General features: G+C 59.7%; 18 protein-coding genes. All 18 read left to right on the forward strand.

Translation table 11 applies throughout. The features are described 5' to 3' along the window. The 18 genes from motC (at position 1) to C5J26_RS24255 (ending at position 15,827) form a co-directional block, all read left to right on the forward strand. On the forward strand, positions 1 to 1,272 hold the full coding sequence (gene motC / locus C5J26_RS24170; RefSeq protein ID WP_105404097.1) for a chemotaxis protein MotC: 1,272 nt from the start codon (positions 1 to 3) through the stop codon (positions 1,270 to 1,272). Beyond that, positions 1,269 to 2,732: a flagellar hook-length control protein FliK gene (locus C5J26_RS24175; RefSeq protein WP_105404098.1), complete on the forward strand. Its 1,464-nt coding sequence runs from the start codon at positions 1,269 to 1,271 to the stop codon at positions 2,730 to 2,732. The genes motC and C5J26_RS24175 overlap by 4 nt, the downstream gene beginning before the upstream one ends. A 148-nt stretch (positions 2,733 to 2,880) precedes the next feature. Continuing rightward, the gene (locus tag C5J26_RS24180; RefSeq protein WP_105404099.1) at positions 2,881 to 3,378 is read left to right on the forward strand and encodes a transglycosylase SLT domain-containing protein; all 498 of its coding nucleotides are present in this window, start codon (positions 2,881 to 2,883) and stop codon (positions 3,376 to 3,378) included. A gap of 280 nt (positions 3,379 to 3,658) precedes the next feature. Next, a complete protein-coding gene (gene rem / locus C5J26_RS24185) occupies positions 3,659 to 4,330 on the forward strand; it encodes a transcriptional activator Rem (RefSeq protein ID WP_038539784.1) in 672 nt (223 codons plus the stop codon). 107 nt (positions 4,331 to 4,437) lie between these two features. Then, a complete protein-coding gene (locus C5J26_RS24190) occupies positions 4,438 to 5,754 on the forward strand; it encodes a flagellar hook protein FlgE (protein ID WP_105404100.1) in 1,317 nt (438 codons plus the stop codon). Between the two features lie 45 nt (positions 5,755 to 5,799). Beyond that, positions 5,800 to 7,269: a flagellar hook-associated protein FlgK gene (gene flgK, locus C5J26_RS24195; protein ID WP_105404101.1), complete on the forward strand. Its 1,470-nt coding sequence runs from the start codon at positions 5,800 to 5,802 to the stop codon at positions 7,267 to 7,269. Between the two features lie 2 nt (positions 7,270 to 7,271). Continuing rightward, positions 7,272 to 8,375, forward strand: coding sequence for a flagellar hook-associated family protein (locus C5J26_RS24200; RefSeq protein ID WP_105404102.1), 1,104 nt, complete (start codon positions 7,272 to 7,274; stop codon positions 8,373 to 8,375). A gap of 35 nt (positions 8,376 to 8,410) precedes the next feature. After that, the gene (gene flaF / locus C5J26_RS24205) at positions 8,411 to 8,758 is read left to right on the forward strand and encodes a flagellar biosynthesis regulator FlaF (RefSeq protein WP_037085209.1); all 348 of its coding nucleotides are present in this window, start codon (positions 8,411 to 8,413) and stop codon (positions 8,756 to 8,758) included. Beyond that, the gene (gene flbT / locus C5J26_RS24210) at positions 8,755 to 9,204 is read left to right on the forward strand and encodes a flagellar biosynthesis repressor FlbT (RefSeq protein WP_037085211.1); all 450 of its coding nucleotides are present in this window, start codon (positions 8,755 to 8,757) and stop codon (positions 9,202 to 9,204) included. Before flaF ends, flbT begins: the two co-directional genes overlap by 4 nt. Then, positions 9,195 to 9,635: a flagellar hook assembly protein FlgD gene (gene flgD, locus C5J26_RS24215; protein WP_105404103.1), complete on the forward strand. Its 441-nt coding sequence runs from the start codon at positions 9,195 to 9,197 to the stop codon at positions 9,633 to 9,635. Before flbT ends, flgD begins: the two co-directional genes overlap by 10 nt. A gap of 53 nt (positions 9,636 to 9,688) precedes the next feature. After that, positions 9,689 to 9,955 (forward strand): flagellar biosynthesis protein FliQ, encoded by a 267-nt coding sequence (fliQ, locus tag C5J26_RS24220; protein ID WP_037085216.1) that lies wholly within the window; start codon positions 9,689 to 9,691, stop codon positions 9,953 to 9,955. Positions 9,956 to 10,077: 122 nt separating this feature from the next. Next, positions 10,078 to 12,165: a flagellar biosynthesis protein FlhA gene (gene flhA, locus C5J26_RS24225; protein ID WP_046664742.1), complete on the forward strand. Its 2,088-nt coding sequence runs from the start codon at positions 10,078 to 10,080 to the stop codon at positions 12,163 to 12,165. A 28-nt stretch (positions 12,166 to 12,193) separates the two neighbouring features. Further along, on the forward strand, positions 12,194 to 12,946 hold the full coding sequence (fliR, locus tag C5J26_RS24230; RefSeq protein WP_046630736.1) for a flagellar biosynthetic protein FliR: 753 nt from the start codon (positions 12,194 to 12,196) through the stop codon (positions 12,944 to 12,946). 9 nt (positions 12,947 to 12,955) lie between these two features. Continuing rightward, on the forward strand, positions 12,956 to 13,357 hold the full coding sequence (locus tag C5J26_RS24235; protein WP_046630738.1) for a hypothetical protein: 402 nt from the start codon (positions 12,956 to 12,958) through the stop codon (positions 13,355 to 13,357). A gap of 157 nt (positions 13,358 to 13,514) precedes the next feature. Continuing rightward, positions 13,515 to 14,066: a rod-binding protein gene (locus tag C5J26_RS24240; RefSeq protein ID WP_105404129.1), complete on the forward strand. Its 552-nt coding sequence runs from the start codon at positions 13,515 to 13,517 to the stop codon at positions 14,064 to 14,066. 25 nt (positions 14,067 to 14,091) lie between these two features. After that, complete coding sequence (locus C5J26_RS24245; protein ID WP_105404104.1) at positions 14,092 to 14,457, forward strand: hypothetical protein; 366 nt, start codon at positions 14,092 to 14,094, stop codon at positions 14,455 to 14,457. Further along, on the forward strand, positions 14,457 to 15,005 hold the full coding sequence (locus C5J26_RS24250) for a hypothetical protein (RefSeq protein ID WP_046664740.1): 549 nt from the start codon (positions 14,457 to 14,459) through the stop codon (positions 15,003 to 15,005). Before C5J26_RS24245 ends, C5J26_RS24250 begins: the two co-directional genes overlap by 1 nt. A gap of 177 nt (positions 15,006 to 15,182) precedes the next feature. Then, complete coding sequence (locus C5J26_RS24255) at positions 15,183 to 15,827, forward strand: hypothetical protein (protein ID WP_105404105.1); 645 nt, start codon at positions 15,183 to 15,185, stop codon at positions 15,825 to 15,827. Positions 15,828 to 15,886: the final 59 nt, after the last annotated feature.

Below are 15,886 nucleotides of genomic sequence, written 5' to 3' on the forward strand. Positions count from 1 at the left end.
ATGGCTGTGGGCATAAAGTCCTTGATTGCGGCCGGCCTCGTTTTAGGGGTCGCATTCGCGCCTGCGGCATCGGCTCAGGATCGTACGGACCTTGCGCCCTATGCGATGCTTCGGTCCCTGCAATTCGTGCAGGATTCCGTCGTGCTCGGCGATCATTCGGCGGCGGAAATGCAGCGCTTCATGCTGGGGACGATCGACCAGCGCCTGCGGACGGCCCCCCCGTCCATCTTCGAAGATCCGCGCAATGTCGACGCGGCGCTGATCTACGCCATGAGCGGCGGCAATCCCGCTACGCTCGAATTTCTCGCCTCGCGCGATGTCGCCGGCAATTTCGATAACCGCGTTGCCGACGGGCTGAGAAAATACCTCGGCGGCCGCGGAACTTTGATCGAAAAAAGCCTCAGCGAAATGGCCAAGGAATACCGGGACGAGAAGATCGGTCCCTACCTTTCGCTCGTCAGCGGAAACGTTTTGGTCGCCAAGGATCCGAAGGGCGCCTTGGTTTTTTATGACTGGGCACGCTTGACGGCGCCTGGCACGATCATCGAGGAAGCCGCGCTGCGTCGATCGGTGGCGATCACCGTCGATGCCAATATGGTGGCGCCGGCGCTCTCCTATTCGCGGAAATACGCGCGGCGTTTCATCCATTCGCCTTACGCCAGCCAGTTTGCGGATTTCTTCGTACAGTTGGCTGTTGGCCATTTCGGTGAGATCACCGAGGACGATATCGACGGAGCGCTGGAATTCATGGACGCCGACCGGCGCCGTGAGATTTTCCTGCGCATCGCGCGTTCGGCTGCGATCGCCGGCAAGAACGATCTCGCGCGTCTCGCCTCCGCAAAGGCCGAAGCGCTTGCCAAAACTCCGACGCCCGAGGCGCTCGCGAAGCTTTACGGCGGATTTGCCAATATCCCGACGAAGGACATCGGGCAGGCCATTCAGGCGATAACCGACGTTCCCGAGGAAACACTTTCGCCGCGTGACCGTGCTTTGCGGCAGGCCGCAAAAGTGGTGGCGGAGCAAGTCGTTAGCCGGCCTACAGTCGACAGCCTCGCACAAGATAAAGCTATCAAAGTGACCAATACAGAAGACGCGAAATCTCCAGTCGCGTTGCCCAGGAATGAGATCGCTGGGCCTGCCTCCGCCACGGAACGTCCGATGGCCGGCACCGCTGCCAAATTCGATCCGGCCTTCCAGACATTCGTCGATAGCGGTCGTTCGAAATTGAATGCTATCGACGAAATGCTGAAGGAGGAGAACGCTTCCAAATGATTACTGACATTCTTGGTGGTGGTAAGACTGGCGCAGCCGACGCGGCTTCGTCTACGAAGCAGGGCGTTGCCGGTCGCAAAGGTGCCGACGGTTCAGCCGGCGGCTTCTCCGACGCTCTTTCCGGTTTTGACCGCGATGCGGCTTCGGCTAATGCCGACGACGTGCCGGATGAGGACGCCCGCGCGTCTTCTGCGGAAGAACGCATGGCTGGCGACGTGAAACAGGGCAAACCAAAGCCGATCATCGACATCAAGCCGCAATCCCTCCGCCGCCCGGTCGAGGAGACGGAAGATCCCGCCGCTGCCCTGAAGCAGGCGTCGGTGAACGAGCCCAAAGAAAAGCAGATGACCCCCGCCGAAAGGAAGCTTCGCGAGGCCCTCGAGGCCGCGAAAGCCGTCGCGCGGAAGTCGGACGAGGTTCAGGGCAAGCGCGCCGCAAGATCCGAGAAGGACGCGGAGGGCGAGGCCGAGCGCGGCGAAGATCCCGACGTCTCTATGCTGGCCGCAGACGATGCCAAGATCACTGACATGCTGTCGCTTTTGACGAGCGGCGAGGCAACCGGCGCCATCAATGCGATGGTATCGAAGAATGCACCCGGGCAGCAGAACAAGCGAACCAAGGGTGAGGATGACGAAGGGCGCGAAGTCGATGCCCTTGACCTGAAGGATGCCAAGCACGCAGGCGCCGGCGGCGCGGAAGCGGACCCGCTATCGACGCCGGTGGACGCGGACCGAAGTGCTCCCGGCACGCGTGTCTTCCGTTTCAGCAATGCGCGTACCGACCAGCACGTCGATATGGCAGTCGGTGGCCGGGGCGAGCGCAGCACGGCGGAATTCAGATCGTCGTCGGGCGGTGCCGCCGAAAACATCACCGTGCTCGACGCACGCCGTTTCCTCGGGCTCGCGCCGAATTCGAACGGCGCCAATCTCACGGCGATGCTGTCGGGAGATGCCGATTGGGCGGGCGCCATGAGCCCGAGTTCGGCACTCTCGAATGCGGCGGCGCAGAGCAGCACCGGCACGGTGGTGAATACGCTGAAGCTACAGTTGAACCCACACGATCTCGGCGCGGTGACGGCCACGCTGCGGCTTCACGGCGAAGAACTCAATGTTCATCTGACCGTCGAGACCCGAGCGGCCTATCGCCAGCTCAGCGAAGACAGCGGCGGCATCCTGGATGCGCTGCGTGCCCAGGGCTTCGCGGTCGAGCAGGTGACCATCAGCATCGCGCCGACGGTGGATTCCGACGGTGCCAGCAGCCAGCAGGGGCAACCCGGCCAGAGCGGCCAGCAGGCCATGGCCGAGGGCGGGCGTCAGGGCCAGGCTGCCGGCCGCGGCCAGCAGCAGAATGGGGAGCGCCAGGGAGCAGATCAGGGAACGAGGAACGCAAATGACGCGGCATCGGACAATGTGGCTGGTACCGCTCCTGGTGGCGCTCGTCCTGGTCAGCTCTATCTCTGACGCCGACGCCGGATCGCTCTTCAGTTCCGGAGGTTGGGGAGCGCAGCAGGGCGCTGCTGCGCCCGCCACGCCTCCCAGCAGGGCTCCAGCTGCGCCGCGCACGCCTGTCAGAGCGCCCGCATACAACGCACCGAAGGCCAGCGCGCCTTTGAGTTCCGGGGTCTGCGAGCGGGAAATACAGGCTGCTGCGGCGAGATATGGCGTACCGGAAGGCATCCTCTATTCGGTCGGTCTCACCGAGACCGGCCGCAAGGGCAGCCTCAGCGCCTATGCCATGAATGTCGAGGGCAAAGCCTATTTTCCTCCCTCGCAGCAGGCGGCGATGACGACCTTTTACGACGCCAAACGGCAGGGCAGGAAGCTCATCGATATCGGCTGCATGCAGATCAATCACCATTTCCACGGCGAAAATTTCTCCTCGCCGGAAGAGATGTTCGATCCGAAACGCAATGTGGAATACGCCGCAAAGTTCCTCCGGAACCTGCACGACAAACACGAGACCTGGACGATGGCGGTGGCACGATACCACGCCGGACCGAACAACAATCCCGCCCAGAAGCAATATGTCTGCCGGGTGATCAGCAATCTCGTCGCCACAGGCTACGGAGAGTGGACTTCCAACGCTTCCCGGTTCTGCGCCAGTTAGACAATCACTAGTTGAATCGCCGAAATAAAGAATCGCAAAATTGCAGTGGTTTGCATTTATGGCAAAAATGGCCATGCAAGCCTTCTTTTATGAGGCGTTAATTTTTCCACCGGAAATTTGTGTCCGAATTTGGCGCACCCACTATATCTAGTGCAAATCGCGGTGCAGTTATTAATCAACTGTTAATTTGTTTGGTTAACTTCACACAGCTTGTCTCGGATTCCGCCGATTCGTACCCATAGACATATTGAAGCACCACAAGTGATTCGGAGGCGGACGAATGATCGTAGTGGTTGATGAGCGTGAGCTCGTGAAAGACGGTTACACATCTCTTTTTGGACGTGAAGGAATTCCTTCCCAGGGGTTCGATCCAAAAGAATTTGGCGAATGGGTGAGTACGGCGGCTGACTCGGATATTGCCGCGGTCGAAGCCTTCCTGATCGGCCAGGGCGAGCGTACGCTCGAACTGCCGCGGGCCATCCGGGACCGGTCCATGGCACCGGTGATCGCGGTCAGCGATCAGCCCTCCCTGGAGGCGACCCTCGCCTTCTTCGACAGCGGCGTGGACGACGTGGTGCGCAAGCCCATCCATCCCCGCGAGATCCTGGCGCGTGCCGCTGCGATCCGTCGCCGGCTGAAGGCGATCTCGAATTTCACCGACATCGGTTCGATCCGGGTATTCTCCGACGGTCGCGATCCGGAAATCGACGGCGACGTCTTCGCGTTGCCGCGCCGCGAGCGCCGCATCCTCGAATACCTAGTCTCCAATCGCGGTCGCCGCGTTTCCAAGACCCAGATCTTCAACGCCATCTACGGCATCTTCGACGAGGAAGTCGAAGAGAACGTCGTCGAAAGCCATATCAGCAAGCTGCGCAAGAAGCTGCGCAAGAAGCTCGGCTTCGATCCGGTCGATTCCAAGCGTTTCCTTGGTTATTGCATCGACTGGAGCTGATTTCTTAACAGGGCCTTGCCGCAAATTTTCGGCGGGAACCGTAAGCAGACAGCTTCACGCAAGGCCCGCCACTTACTCTCTCCATCAGACAAAAAGGAGATTTTCCTATGAGTATTTTCGGCACGATGAAAACGGCCGTCTCGGGCATGAACGCTCAGGCAAACCGTCTCGGTACCGTCGGCGATAACATCGCGAATTCGAGCACCGTCGGTTACAAGCGTTCTTCCACGGCGTTCTCCACGCTGGTTCTGCCCTCGACTCAAGGGTCGTATTCATCCGGCGGTGTCGAAACCAACGTCCGCTACAGCATCGCAGACCAGGGTGGCATTCAGTACACCACGTCGTCGACGGACCTCGCCATCCAGGGCGAAGGCTTCTTCATCGTCAGCGATCCGAACGGTACGCCTTACCTGACCCGCGCCGGTGCCTTCGTGAAGGACGCGACGGGCTTCCTCAAGAACACTGCCGGTTTCAACCTGATGGGTTATCCCTACGGCACGAACCCGCCGGCCGCCGTCGTCAACGGCTTCAACGGTCTCGAAGAAATCAACATCAACGACTTCGGCATGGTGTCCTCGCCGTCGACCGCAGGCAGCTTCCCGGCCAACCTGGACAAGGGAGCGGCTATCGTTCCCGCTGGCAGCAGGCCGAGCGACAACGTTGCCGGCAGCGTCATCACCAACAAGAGCTCGCTGACTGCTTACGATCATGCCGGCGCGAAAGTTCTCTACGACTTCTACTATACCAAGACTGCCAACAACCAGTGGGAAGTCACGGTCTACCGTCAGGATCAGTCCACGAATGGCGGCTTCCCTTACGTGGGGGTTCCAGCTGCCAATCTGGTGCAGGAGACGGCGAATCTGGCATTCGATCCGAATACCAACAAACTCCAGGCTGCCCCCTATGCTGCTGGTCCTCCGGCGACCGGTTCCGACAAGTCCATCACTTTTACCGACTTGACCGATGGCGCTACCCCTGCACAGTCGATCGAGATCGACCTCTCGGATATGACGCAGTTTGCGACCGCCTTTACCCCGGGCAAGGGCATCATCGACGGCAATGCGCCGAGCCCGATCACCGACGTCGAAATCGGCGGCGACGGCCTGGTCACGGCGGTCTATCAGGATGGCGGTCGTCGCCCGATCTACCAGGTTGCCCTCGCAACGGTCCCGAGCATCGACAATCTGCTTCCGCAGAACGGCAACGTCTACCTGCCGACCAACGACTCGGGCGTCGTCACCATCGGCTTCCCGCAGGCTGGCGCCTTCGGCCAGATCTATTCCGGCGCGCTTGAAAGCTCCAACGTCGATATCGCCAGCGAGCTGACGGAAATGATCGAATCGCAGCGTGTCTATACCGCGAACTCCAAGGTCTTCCAGACCGGTTCCGACCTGATGGACGTCCTGATCAATCTGAAGAGATAATCGGACCGACGATCGAGAGAATAAGTCTCAAGAGGTTAGTAAAAAATGTCGCTCGCATCAGCATTGTCTACGGCACAGTCGATCTTCACCAACTCCGGCACGCAGTCGGCTGTATCGGCGAAGAACATCGCTAATGCACAGAACCCCGATTACACCCGCCGATCCGCAATGGTCGTGACCGGCGGCAACGGGGCCATAATCGGCGACATTACACGATCCTTCAGCGAACCGCTGCTGCGCCAGACGATCGCAAGTTCATCGATCGCCAGCGGCCAGCGGACGGTGCTGGACGGTCTCACCGAGATCAAGAACCTGATGGGGGGGAACGACAACGAGCTCTCCCCCGCCAAGCTGATTGCCACCTTCCGCAACAGCCTCGATGCATTTGCCGGAAAGGCGAACGATACCGGCATCGGCATCGCCTTCATTTCAAGCGCCCGGGACGTCGCGGCCGGCCTTAACATCGCCTCCGACAAGCTTCAGCAGATCCGCAAGGATGCGGACGATCAGATCAAGCAGAATGTCACCGATCTGAACGCTCTGCTTGCGAAGTTCGAGACCGTCAACAACCAGGTCAAGAACGCGGTCTCCAGCGGCGCGGATCCGAACGACTCTCTCGATGAGCGCGACGGCCTCGTCAAGAAGATCTCCGAAATCGTCGGGGTCACGTCCTATACCCGCGGCGGCAACGACATGGTGCTCTACACCACGGACGGCACGACGCTGTTCGAGGCGGTGCCGCGCAAGGTAACATTCCAGTATACCGCAGCCTTCGACGCATCGACGACCGGCAACGGCGTCTATATCGACGGCGTGGCGCTCAAGGCCGGGGATTCGGGCAATACGACCGCCAAGGGCTCGCTCCAGGCGCATATGCAGATTCGCGACAAGATCGCGCCGACCTTCCAGAGCCAGCTCGACGAAATCGCCCGGGGTCTCATCACCTCGTTTGCGGAAACCGGACCGACCGGCGCACTGCTCCCGCAGACCGGCCTCTTTACATACAAGGATGGCGCAGGCGTCCAGCAGACGGCCATTCCCCCTGCCGGGACGATCGTTCCGGGCCTCGCCTCCAAGATCTTCGTCAATCCGGTAGTCGTTCCCCCGGCAGGTACGCCCGACAAGGTGCGCGACGGTGGCATCAACGGCCTGACCTACGTCGTCAACACCGGCGGCAGCAGCTACGGGGACCTCCTCGACAAGTACAACCAGAACCTGGCTAGCCCGATGGCCTTCGATACGGACACGGAAATCGCCGATGCGCCGGACGTCCTCTCTTTTGCCGCCGACTCCATGGGCTGGCTCGAGCAGCTTCGCAGCACGGCGACCGCCGCAGACGAGACGAAGACGGCCATGCTGTCGCGCAGTCTTGAGGCGTTCTCCAGCAACACGGGCGTCAGCCTCGACGAGGAACTGTCCCTGCTTCTCGATATCGAGCAGTCCTACAAGGCCGGCGCCAAGCTCATGTCGACGGTCGATGATATGATGAAGGCCCTTTTGGATATTGCGAGCTGATCATGAAGACCTCTTTCATTTCCACATTGTCGATCCAGACCACGATGCGAAACTCCATCTCGAACGTTCAGCGCGAGATGGTGAAGGCGAACCAGGAGGCCGTGAGCCAGAAGCACGCCGATCTTGGCGTCGCGCTTGGCGCCAACACCTCGCGGGCTATCGATCTTTCCCGCGACATCACCCGTACCGACTCGCTTCTGACCACGGCCGCGCTCGCAACGCAGCGTCTCGAAACTGCTGAGCTTTCGCTCAAGAGCATGAACGAGCAGGGTTTGAAGATTCAGAGTGCGATCCTGACGCTTGGAAGCTCGGCCGACGAGACGAGCCTGTCGACGGCGCGCATGGCCATGTCCGACGCGCTGGACGCGTTCACCAACTTCGCCAACACCGCCGTTCAGGGCGAATATATCTTCTCCGGCATCAATTCCGACGTGAAGCCGCTCGATGATTATTTCGCGCCGGCATCACCGGCCAAGGCCGCGGTCGCCGCCGAACTCACTCACTACCTTTCGGTGAATGCGATCCCGAGCAAGGAGCAGATGACGGGGGCCCAGATGAACGGCTTCCTGGACAACCTGGAAGCCAAGTTCAACGGCTCGGCACCACTGACAAGCCCGCCGCATCCGGCGGCGGTTGCCGGCCAGGACTTCTGGAAGACCTTCTTCTCTGATGCCAGCGACGAAAACATGAAGAGCCGCATCAGCCCGACGGAAGTGGTCGAAAGCTCGACCAATGCCAACAGCCAGGGCATGCGCAACTTCGCTTTCGCATCGATCATCTCGATGGAATACCTGCAGACCGGGATGGACAAGGATGCCCGCGCAGCCGTGGCCACGCGTACCACAGGTGTCATCAACAAGGCGATGAACAGCGAGGGCAGCATCAACCAGCAGCGGACATCGATCGGTATCTATACCGAACGCGTCTCCAAAGCTGAGGAAAGGTTGCAGGCGCAGAAAGATATCCTGAAGACAAGCCTTGGAAGCATGGAGAACGTCAACCCGGAAGAGGCGGCAACCCGTCTCAACACGATGAAGACGCTCCTCGAAACTGCATATACAGTAACGGCAAAGATACAGCAGCTGAGCCTGGCCAACTTCCTTTGATGAATAAAGGAAGGCTCGTGACGAAGGATACATGAATGTACCAATTTTCATATGCCGAGATCATGGAGGACGGCGTTGCCAACGCCAAGGATCGCGAGCGGCAGGCCCTGGATCGTTCTATCGATCTTCTGATCGCGGCTCGCGACGAGAAGAACTATACGCGCACCACGGTTGAGGCTTTGTTCTACACCCGGCGTGTCTGGATCCGCTTTGTCGAGGATCTGAAGCATCCGGATAACGAGTTGGCCAATGAACTTCGTGCGGATCTGATCTCGATCGCAATCTGGATACTGAAGGAATGCGAAAAGATCAGGAACCGTGAATCGACGAATTTCCAGGGCATTATCGATGTGACCACCATCATCAGGGATGGACTTAAATGAAAAGTACGCTTCGCATCTCTTTGAAATCCGGCGAGCGGATATTTATCAACGGCGCGGTTCTGCGCGTTGATCGCAAGGTCGCGCTGGAATTTCTCAATGACGTCACGTTCCTTCTGGAGAACCATGTTCTTCAGCCGGAAGATGCGACGACGCCGCTTCGGCAGCTCTACTTTATCGCCCAGATGATGCTCATCAACCCGGATGGCAAGGAACAGTCGACGACATTGTTCCGCAAGTCGGTGGCAATGCTGCTGACCTGCTTTACCGACGATGAGATGCTGGCGGAACTCAAGCGCATCGACGGCATGGTTGCATCTGGCCGGGCCTTCGACGCTCTGAAGGCAATCCGCGCGCTCTACCCCATCGAAGACCGTATCCTCAACAATCGGGAACTCGCGCCGGCAACCGTCGAGCGGATTCGCAAGGAGATAGCACCGTGGCGGTAGACCCGATCAACAACAACAACCCTTATGCCTCCGGCAACGGCAAGACGCCGTCGTCCGACCAATCGGCCGCAGGTCTGAACTACGACAACTTCCTGCAGCTCCTCATCGCTCAGATGAAGTATCAGGATCCGACCGATCCGATGGATGCGAGCGAGCAGATTGCCCAGCTCGCCACCTTCTCGCAGGTCGAGCAGTCCGTGAAGATGAACTCGAACCTGCAGTCGCTCATCCAGGCGAACTCGTTCTCGCAGGCAGCCGATATGATCGGCAAGTACGTCACCAGCGCCGACGACAAAACCACCGGTATCATCAAACAGGTGGAAATCTACTCCGACGGTCTGGTGGCGATCACCGAGAAGGGTGATAAGGTCCTCATACAGCCCGGCATCATTCTTTCGAATCAGCCGCCAACGACGCCTCCGGCGACCTGAGACCAGACGACGCGGCATGATGCCGAAACACTAAAGCAGACGGAGCCGGCGCAATGAATGAAGCCGATGCCCTTGATATCATGCAGGCGGCGATCTGGACGATCCTGATCGCCTCCGGTCCCGCGGTCCTTGTGGCGATGGTCGTGGGCGTCCTGATCGCATTTCTCCAGGCTCTGACGCAGATCCAGGAGATGACGCTGACTTTCGTGCCGAAAATCGTCGCCATCATGATCACGATCGGCATTACCGCGCCGTTTATCGGCGGCCAGATCAATCTTTTTGCCAATCTGGTATTTTCGCGGGTGCAATCGGGGTTCTGACCCGGTTGCCGCCCGCCCATCCTTTTTCATCTACCCACCTTCGCGCAAGCTTCGCCCTTTAGGCAGGACATGAACTGGTAGGAGTACTTCCTGCCGCCATCTCATGAAGAGACGGGAAAGTCATGGCGCAACCACCTTCACTATCCATTCCGAAAGTAGCCCCGAACGGTCGCGATCTCGGATTTGCGGGCGGCATCGTCGCCATCCTCTGCATCCTCTTCCTGCCGATCCCGGCATTCCTGATCGACCTTGGCCTGGCCTTCTCGATTGCCTTCTCGGTCCTGATCCTGATGGTGGCGCTGTGGATCCAGCGGCCGCTGGACTTCTCGTCCTTCCCGACCATCCTGCTTATCGCCACCATGGTGCGATTGTCGCTCAACATCGCGACGACGCGCGTGATCCTGTCGCATGGCCATGAGGGCCATGGCGCGGCCGGTAACGTCATCCAGGGCTTCTCCGGCCTCGTGATGTCCGGCGACTTCGTGATCGGCGTGATCGTCTTCATGATCCTCGTCACCGTGAACTTCATCGTCATCACCAAGGGCGCCACCCGTATCGCGGAAGTCGGCGCCCGCTTCACCCTCGACGCCATCCCCGGCAAGCAGATGTCGATCGACGCGGACCTTTCGGCCGGCATCATCGACGAGAAGGAAGCGCAGCGCCGCCGTTCCGAACTCGAAGAGGAAAGCTCCTTCTTCGGGGCGATGGACGGTGCGTCGAAATTCGTTCGCGGCGATGCGATCGCCGGCCTCATCATCACCGCCATCAACATCTTCGGCGGCATCATCATCGGCTATTTCCGCCACGACATGCAGATCGGCGAAGCCGCCGACGTGTTCGTCAAGCTGTCGGTCGGTGACGGTATCGTCACGCAGATCCCGGCCCTCATCGTTTCGCTCGCCGCCGGCCTCCTAGTCACCCGCGGCGGCACGGCCGGGTCCACCGACAAGGCCGTCGTCGATCAGCTGAGCGGTTATCCGCGCGCCCTTTCGATGTCGGCCGGCCTGATGGCGCTTCTGGCGATCATCCCCGGACTGCCCTTCCTGCCCTTCATGGCACTCGGCGGCCTGATGGGCTTCGGCGCCTGGCTTGTTCCGCGCCGTATCGAGGCGGAGAACAAGGCTCGCCGCGAAGACGAGGAACAGAAGGTCGTCCAGACCAAGGAGATGGAGAAGGACTCGGTCAAGTCGGTTCTCAAGACGTCCGAAATCGAGCTCGCTCTCGGCAAGCAGGTCTCCACCCGGCTGCTTGGCGCCCACCAGGAGCTCGCCTTCCGGGTCGGCAAGATGCGCAAGAAGTTCGCGACGCAGTACGGTTTCGTGGTGCCGGAAATCAAGGTCACCGACGACATCTCGATCCAGGAAAAGTCCTATCAGATCCGTATCCATGGCACGACGATCGCGTCGAACGCCCTGCGGGTCGGCGACGTCCTGGTGGTCACCGGATCCGGCCGCAAGCCGAGCATCCCGGGCGACGAGATCCGCGAACCCGCTTTCGGCATGCCGGCGGTATCGATCCTCGAAACCTTCGCCGAAGACTTGAAGCGCGAAGGCTTCCATCCGATCGACAACGTCTCGGTCGTGTTGACCCACTTGTCGGAAGTCATCCGCAACAACCTGCCGCAGCTTCTCTCCTACAAGGACGTGAAGATCCTGATCGAGCGTCTCGATCCAGAATACAAGAAACTCGCAGACGAGATCTGCTCGTCGCACATGTCCTATTCCGGCCTGCAGGCGGTGCTGAAGCTTCTGCTCGCCGAGCGCGTTTCGATCCGCAACCTGCATCTCATCCTGGAAGCGGTGGCCGAACTTGCTCCGCATGTGCGCAAGACGGAGCAGATCGTCGAGCACGTGCGCGTTCGCATGTCGCAGCAGCTCTGCGGCGACTTGGCCGACAACGGCGTGCTGCGCGTACTCCGTCTCGGCAACAAATGGGACATGTTGTTCCATCAGGCGCTCAAGCGCGACGGCAAGGGCGAGGTGGTGGAATTCGACATCGATCCTCGCACGCTGGAAGAATTCAGCGAACAGGCGACGAAGGTCATCCGCGAATTCATGGATCGGGGCCTGCCTTTCGTGCTCGTCACCTCGCCGGAAACCCGTTCCTACGTCCGCATGATCATCGAGCGGCTGTTCGCGACCCTGCCGGTTCTGTCCCATGTGGAACTCGCCAAGGGCCTCGAAATCAAGATACTGGGCGCCATTTCGTGATAGACTGTCCGCAAAGGACGATTCTCGCATGATTACAGACCCGCAGGGGACCATTCTCGCACTTTTCCTTGCGTTTTGCCGCATGGGTACGTGCGTGATGGTACTCCCGGGGCTGGGAAGCGGCCGCGTGCCGGTTCAGGTGCGATTGTTCGTGGCGGTCGCCCTGTCCATGGCAGTACTGCCGGTTCTGTGGGACCAGATTTATCCAAGAGCCTCCGAGCCGACTGCCACCTATCTTGGCCTGATCTTCACCGAGGCCTTGATCGGTGCGGTCTATGGATTGATAGCCCGGCTCTATACGCTCGGCATGCAATTTGCCGGCACGATTCTTACCATGTCGATCGGCTTCACGGCGCCAGGCGGCCATGACATTTTCGAAGACTCGCAGGAAAACCAGCTGACCATTCTGCTGACGCTGAGCGGCCTGCTGCTCCTGTTCTTGATGGATTTCCACCACATCGTGTTCCGCGCGCTGGTCGATTCCTATGCGGCGACGCCGGTCGGTGCGCTGATCGATCCGCAGAAGATACTGATCACGCTGACGGATACGCTGCGCGCGTCGACCATCATCATGTTGCGGCTGGCAAGTCCGTTCCTGATTTTCGGCCTGATGTTCAACGTGGCGATCGGCCTCATCAACAAGATGGCGCCGCAGATCCCGATCTTCTTCATCTCGACGCCCTTCCTGCTGATGGGAGGGCTTTTCCTTCTCTATCTGTCGATCGCCGCCTTTATCCGCCAGTACGCGGATGGTTTCGCGCCGATCTTCAGGTCCTTCTAGGAGATCGCAATGGCAGGTCCAGTCAAGCGGTCGGACAAGCTCAAGCGCCTGGTGGCGGTCCAGCGGCATCTCGAGACGATGGCCGAGCACGAGCTTGCTGCGACGACCCGGTATCGCGCCGAGGTCAATCAGTCGATGGAAGACGTCATCGATGCGATCGGCTCGATGAACCCGGTACACCGGCAGTTCTCTCAGCATTATTCGGAACGCTTCGGCCGCTTGACCACGAAGGAGCGCCAGCTTGCCGGCGTCCAGCAGATCCAGGAAATGAAGGTGCTCAAGGAGCGGACCAAGGCCGACCGCCTGGAAGAGCACATGAAGGACGCGCGTGATCACGAAGACCGCGAAGTGGCCGACGATGCGATCTATGAGCTGATCGATATCACGCTCGCCCTCGAGCAAGTCAAATAGACTGGCCAGCCTCCAGCAAGCTTCGACCTTCATAGTCTCGTCATTGCACTGATTGCCGGTTCGATCGAGGTCGGGCGGGATCATGTGCCATTTCAAACTGTTGCTGCGCTCTTGCACCTTTAGGATGCGGCTCGCGGCAGTCATGAAAGGAGCTGACGTGGCGATTTCACCTCCGAGCGATCTGGTCATGGACGTCGTCCGCGCTGCGGACCCGACTGCCGTTCAAGAAGCGCAGGCCAAGCTGAAGGCGAACAAGGCGGCCTTTGCCGCGACCAGCCTTGCCGAAGTTGGCAAGGGTTTTGGTGCAGCCATGAAATTCATCGACACGCCCGGCACGACGGCGGGTCTCGGCAATCCGGAAGCACCGAAGAAGGTCGCCGAAATGCCGGAGGAATACCGCAAGTTCGAAGCATCGGTTCTTTCGACATTCGTGAACTCCATGCTCCCGAAGGAGACCGAGGAAGTTTACGGCAAGGGCTCCGCCGGTGAGTTCTGGAAGGGCATGATGGCCGAGAAGATCGCCGACGAAATGTCGAAAAAGGGCGGTGTCGGCATTGCCGAGCAGATGTATTCGCAGGCGCTCGCCCGCGCGGAGCGTCAGGCCTCGGTCAATCCGACCACCAATGAGACTGATCGCAGCCGCGCAATGAGCATGATCACCGATTTCGAGCGGCAGGTTCTCGGCGTCGATAAGAAGAGTGAGGCCTGATATGCATCAGACTGGGGCAGAAAATATGGAAGTCATTTCGAATGATTATCGCATCAAGACCGTGCTTGGCCGGTTGGAGATGATAATCGACAACGAAAATCAGCGCATCGGCCGCGATCCGGAATTCGACCTGAAAGTGTCGAACGCGCACAAAAGCCGCTGCCTCTACGAATTGACCATGCTGTTCCGCGGCACCGATCCGAAGCAGCTTGCCACCGGCCATATCGATCAGATGCACGGGCTGAAGAGCAAGCTGGCGCTCAATGCCCGCCGGGTCGAGGCACATCTTCACGCTGTTCGCGCCGTCGCCGATCTCTTGAAGAACGCTGCCCGCGACGCAGACGACGACGGTACCTACACCCAAGAACAGTTCACCTACGGCGAGGCCTGATGGTCAAGCTCCTTCTCACTGGTCTGTGGGTTTGCATCGTCACGCTTGGGGCGGTGTATTTCTCCGTGCAGATGTCCGCAGCACCTGCGCCGGTCGACGAAGAGGCCAGGCGGAAGGAGCTTCTTCAACTGGTGCGCGGGGAATCGATCACCATTCCGATGATCGCGGACGGTGCCATTACCGGTTATTTCTTGAGCCGTGTCTCCTTCATGATGGACAAGGAAAAGATCAAGAATACCAAGCTGCCGATCACCGAACTGACGACGGACCAGCTTTTCACGCTGCTGATCGGCAACCAGATGGTCGATCTCAGCAAGCCCGGCGCCTTCAACCTCGAAAAATTCCGCACCAGCATCAAGGACAACTTCAACAAGAAGCTCGGCGAGGGGCTGGTGGCGGAGGTGCTGGTCGAACAGCTCGATTATCTCTCCAAGGAAGACATTCGCAACAACGCCTCGCGCGGCAACAAGAACCCGAACCCGGGCAAGAAGATTGTCGAGGGCGTGAAGATCGAAGATCCGAAAGCTTCGCCCACGGCCGGCCACTGACGACCGCATCGCGATAGCACAACGAATATAGGCCGGCCTTCATGGTCGGCCTTTTTCGTTGCGAGGGCCTTGGAAATACGGGCATCGTTCGCATTTTACCAATCGATTTAAAGGCGATTTCAGAGCGCGCTGCTAGACCTTGGGGACGAATTGGTCTTGCCCATGGGGAGCGCATCGATGAACGCATCCGGAGACTTCCTGGCATCCGCGTCACCCCGGACCCTGTTCGGCCTGCGTGTCTGCGATCTCGGATGGAACGCAACGCTCGGCTTCGTGGAAAGCCTGATCGCGCTGCGCGGCAACCGCACCACACTCGGCTTTCTGGACGAGCGGACGGCTTTCCGTCAGATGATCGATCCCGCCTACCGCGGTCAGTTGAGCCGCAGGATGCTTCTGCCGGGTGGCGGCCGCGCCTTCGGCATCCTCGCCAAAGCGCGACATGAAAAACCGGCGCCGGTGCGTTTTTCGGCCAGCATGTTCGTCCCGGCCCTGTTGAGCTTCCTGGAAAAAGGTCATCGCATCGGCATAGCCGGCGAGGATGCCGCGCGGGTCGAAGCCCTCCGCGAGCATTTCGCCCGCCATGCCCCCTGGCATGACGTGGCGGTCGTACCCCTCGACCAGGATATGCCGCAGCGTTTCGATCTTATCCTCGTCGATGCGGCGGGTCTTGGCCAGGAGCGGCGGATCGAGCGCCGGCTGGCTTCTGTCCGTACCGGATTGGTGGTGATGACCGGTGCGGGGTTGTCCACCTTCGTTGAAGGCAAGTCGGTGCCCGCAGTGCCCCAGGCGACAGTCCCGTCCCGGCAGCCGTCTTTCGCCTGACAAGTTAACCCTTTCTTTGCCATGAAATTTTAGACTGCCTTAATCAGAGGGCTGCCCGC

The sequence above is a fragment of the Neorhizobium sp. T7_12 genome (assembly GCF_002968535.1).
GTDB lineage: Bacteria > Pseudomonadota > Alphaproteobacteria > Rhizobiales > Rhizobiaceae > Neorhizobium > Neorhizobium tomejilense.

Excerpts from the sequence above, each read along its gene's own strand:
- flhA (WP_046664742.1), top strand. The coding sequence starts at position 10,078 with ATGGCGCAACCACCTTCACTATCCATTCCGAAAGTAGCCCCGAACGGT.
- C5J26_RS24250 (WP_046664740.1), top strand. The coding sequence starts at position 14,457 with ATGGTCAAGCTCCTTCTCACTGGTCTGTGGGTTTGCATCGTCACGCTT.
- C5J26_RS24175 (WP_105404098.1), top strand. The coding sequence starts at position 1,269 with ATGATTACTGACATTCTTGGTGGTGGTAAGACTGGCGCAGCCGACGCG.
- flbT (WP_037085211.1), top strand. The coding sequence starts at position 8,755 with ATGAAAAGTACGCTTCGCATCTCTTTGAAATCCGGCGAGCGGATATTT.
- flaF (WP_037085209.1), top strand. The coding sequence starts at position 8,411 with ATGTACCAATTTTCATATGCCGAGATCATGGAGGACGGCGTTGCCAAC.
- C5J26_RS24255 (WP_105404105.1), top strand. The coding sequence starts at position 15,183 with ATGAACGCATCCGGAGACTTCCTGGCATCCGCGTCACCCCGGACCCTG.
- C5J26_RS24245 (WP_105404104.1), top strand. The coding sequence starts at position 14,092 with ATGGAAGTCATTTCGAATGATTATCGCATCAAGACCGTGCTTGGCCGG.
- fliQ (WP_037085216.1), top strand. The coding sequence starts at position 9,689 with ATGAATGAAGCCGATGCCCTTGATATCATGCAGGCGGCGATCTGGACG.
- fliR (WP_046630736.1), top strand. The coding sequence starts at position 12,194 with ATGATTACAGACCCGCAGGGGACCATTCTCGCACTTTTCCTTGCGTTT.
- rem (WP_038539784.1), top strand. The coding sequence starts at position 3,659 with ATGATCGTAGTGGTTGATGAGCGTGAGCTCGTGAAAGACGGTTACACA.
- motC (WP_105404097.1), top strand. The coding sequence starts at position 1 with ATGGCTGTGGGCATAAAGTCCTTGATTGCGGCCGGCCTCGTTTTAGGG.
- C5J26_RS24200 (WP_105404102.1), top strand. The coding sequence starts at position 7,272 with ATGAAGACCTCTTTCATTTCCACATTGTCGATCCAGACCACGATGCGA.
- C5J26_RS24235 (WP_046630738.1), top strand. The coding sequence starts at position 12,956 with ATGGCAGGTCCAGTCAAGCGGTCGGACAAGCTCAAGCGCCTGGTGGCG.
- flgK (WP_105404101.1), top strand. The coding sequence starts at position 5,800 with ATGTCGCTCGCATCAGCATTGTCTACGGCACAGTCGATCTTCACCAAC.
- C5J26_RS24190 (WP_105404100.1), top strand. The coding sequence starts at position 4,438 with ATGAGTATTTTCGGCACGATGAAAACGGCCGTCTCGGGCATGAACGCT.